The 2,495-nt window shown below is 72.2% G+C and carries 3 protein-coding genes; 2 read left to right on the forward strand and 1 reads right to left on the reverse strand.

The window, feature by feature from the left end; translation table 11 throughout:
- Positions 1-315: thiolase family protein (locus LLG88_09555; protein MCE5247148.1), on the reverse strand; the 315-nt coding region annotated here is incomplete at its 3' end.
- 156 nt (positions 316-471) lie between these two features.
- Here LLG88_09555 and LLG88_09560 point away from each other — a divergent pair.
- Together LLG88_09560 and LLG88_09565 are read left to right on the forward strand one after the other, a co-directional pair.
- Positions 472-1,305, forward strand: coding sequence for a hypothetical protein (locus LLG88_09560; protein MCE5247149.1), 834 nt, complete (start codon positions 472-474; stop codon positions 1,303-1,305).
- Positions 1,306-1,343: 38 nt separating this feature from the next.
- Entirely contained in the window at positions 1,344-2,402 is a 1,059-nt protein-coding gene (locus tag LLG88_09565) for a GGDEF domain-containing protein (GenBank protein ID MCE5247150.1), read from the forward strand.
- Positions 2,403-2,495: the final 93 nt, after the last annotated feature.

Consider the following 2,495-nt stretch of genomic DNA (forward strand, 5'->3'; position numbering starts at 1 on the left):
CTCCCCCTCGCCGGCGAGCAGCTTCCGCACGACCGAGAGGACCGCCTCGCCGCCCGACGCGCAGGCGTTCTCGACCGCCTCGATCGGCTTGCCGGCGAGCCCGGGGACCATCGCCGCGATCCCGCCGAGCAGCCCCTGCCCGTTGAGCGCGACGCTGCAGGCCGAGCCGACCGCCCCGCAGTCGATCAGCGAGGCGGAGATCGTCGCCTCGGCGGCGAGCGCCTCGATTGCGCGCTTGACCATTTCGGTCAGCCCGACGCCGTACAGCTTGCCGAACGGCGACTGATGGTAGGCGGCGACGTAGATCGGGGTCATCGGCGCTCCTGTCGCCCCGCGCGGCGCGCGCGCCGCGGGGCGGGTTCTTTCCGGTACGACGCGCCGCCCCGTCCGTCAATCGATCTGATTTAGACTCTGCGCGAAGGTTCGGTCTCGGGCCGGCGGCGCGGCGGGGGACGCGCCGAGGAGGCGGCGGTGAGCGAGGTCAACCTGTTGCTCTGCCTGCCCCACGGGGCGATCACGGCCACGAGCCTCGGCGTCGAGGGGTTCGTCTGGCATCGCCGCCCCGGCTCGGGGAAGCACTTCCGCGACCGCTCCGTTGTCTTCGACCTGTCGCTCGCCAACGGCCGCCCCGACTTCGACTTTCTCGACGAGGGGGGCTGGCGGGCGGCCCGCGAGGACACGCTCGCCGCGCTGGAGGCGGTCGCCGCGCAGGGGAAGCGCACCAAGACGGCGCTTTCCAACAACGCCTTCAGCTGCACGCCGATCGGCTCCTTCCGCCGCGGCTATCTGGTGAAGACCGGCGGCGCGCTGCTCGAGCTGCGGCCCGGCGGGGAGACGGCGCACTTCGTCGCCGGGGACTGCAACGAGGGACTGGCGCCGGACGAGGTCGCGGCGGCGGCCGGCAGCGCCCCGCCGCCGACGCGGACGCCGCGCCTCTACATGGTCCTCTGCCCGCTCGAGTTCCTCGTGATGAGCACCCTCGCGCCGCCGGAGTACGCCTGGTACGCGACCCACCGCCCGGGGAAGGTCTTCCGCCAGATCCTCTTCGCCGAACTGCAGTGCGAGCAGCACCATCTCGCGGCGCGGAGCCTCTACGACGACGCCCGCGCCGAACTCGAGGGGAACCCGCTCAAGAAGACCAAGACGATCGTCCTCGGGGGCGTGCTGAACCACGTTCCGTTCGAGGAGTGGGTGGGGTACGGGGCCCCGGCGGCGGGCGGGCTCTACGCCGGCGACCGGACGCGGCTCGAAATGTGGCGCTTCCCCGACCGGATTCCGCTGGCGTGGGAGCGGGCCGACGGCTGAGACCCTAGAATACCGACGGGGGAGACGAAGAGGACCGGATGACCAACGAGCTGGATCTGGAGTGCGCCTACAGGGAGCTCCAGGAGAAGTACGACGCGCTGGCGCGTCAGCATCAGCTCCTCTCGATCCGCTTCGTCCACCGCACCTACATGCTGCAGTCGGCCGCCCGGATGCTCGAGGCGGAGAGCTTCGAGGCGCTCTGGCGCGAGGCCGAAGAGACGTTGGCCTCGATCGGCGGCCTGACGACCTTCTGGATCGTCGCCAACCCCTCGTCCGGTCCCGTCTTCTACGCCTCCGAGGAGGCGCGCGGGAGCGTCCTGGTGATGGACGCGAGCGTGCTCGACGCGACGCTGCGCGCCGAGGTCCAGGAGCGGTCGCCCGGCCAGGAAGAGGCGGACATCGAACTCGCCCTCACCGGCGGGGCGACGCTGCTGGCGCTGCCGTTCCACGGCCTGCGCGGCGGCCTCGCGATCCACGTCGCGGAGAACGGCCAGCTCGCCGAGTGGCGGACCTCGCGCGACCTCGTCTCCGCCGTGCGGGTCATCCTGCCGTCGGCGATCGAAGGGGTCGGCCGGCGGCAGATGACGTCGCAGGCCGCGACCCGCGACCCGCTGACCGGCCTGCTCAACCGCCGCGAGCTGGAGCGCCGCTTCGTGCAGGAGGCGTCGCGCTGCGCCCGGTCCGAAGCGCCGCTCGCCGTCGTCCTCGCCGACGTCGATCACTTCAAGGCGATCAACGACCAGCACGGCCACATCTGCGGCGACTACGTCCTGCGCGAGGTCGCGGAGCGGCTGGTGACGACGCTGCGCCTGCCGGACGTCGTCTCGCGCTACGGCGGGGAGGAGTTCCTCGCGCTGCTGCCGGAGTGCGCGCTCGACCAGGCGATGCTCGTCGCGGAGCGGCTGCGGATCGCCGTCGGCGGGACGCCGTACGCCGCGCCGGAAGGGGAAGAGCTGACGGTCACGGCGAGCTTCGGCGTCTCGCTCGCCGAAGGAACGGACGAGACCGCGCTGCGCCGCGCGATCGACCTCGCCGACCAAGGGCTCTACCGGGCCAAGGATTCCGGCCGCAATCTCGTGCGCACCGTCCTCGTCTGAGCCGCGCCGTCCGCGGCCGCGTTCACGTTGCCTTCCTTCTCGCCCGGACGTCGATCTGCTCGACGTCGCGCGACGGGTGCGCGCCGCGTCGTT

The sequence above is a fragment of the bacterium genome (assembly GCA_021372775.1).
In the GTDB taxonomy this organism is placed as follows: domain Bacteria; phylum Acidobacteriota; class Polarisedimenticolia; order J045; family J045; genus JAJFTU01.

Excerpts from the sequence above, each read along its gene's own strand:
- LLG88_09565 (MCE5247150.1), top strand. The coding sequence starts at position 1,344 with ATGACCAACGAGCTGGATCTGGAGTGCGCCTACAGGGAGCTCCAGGAG.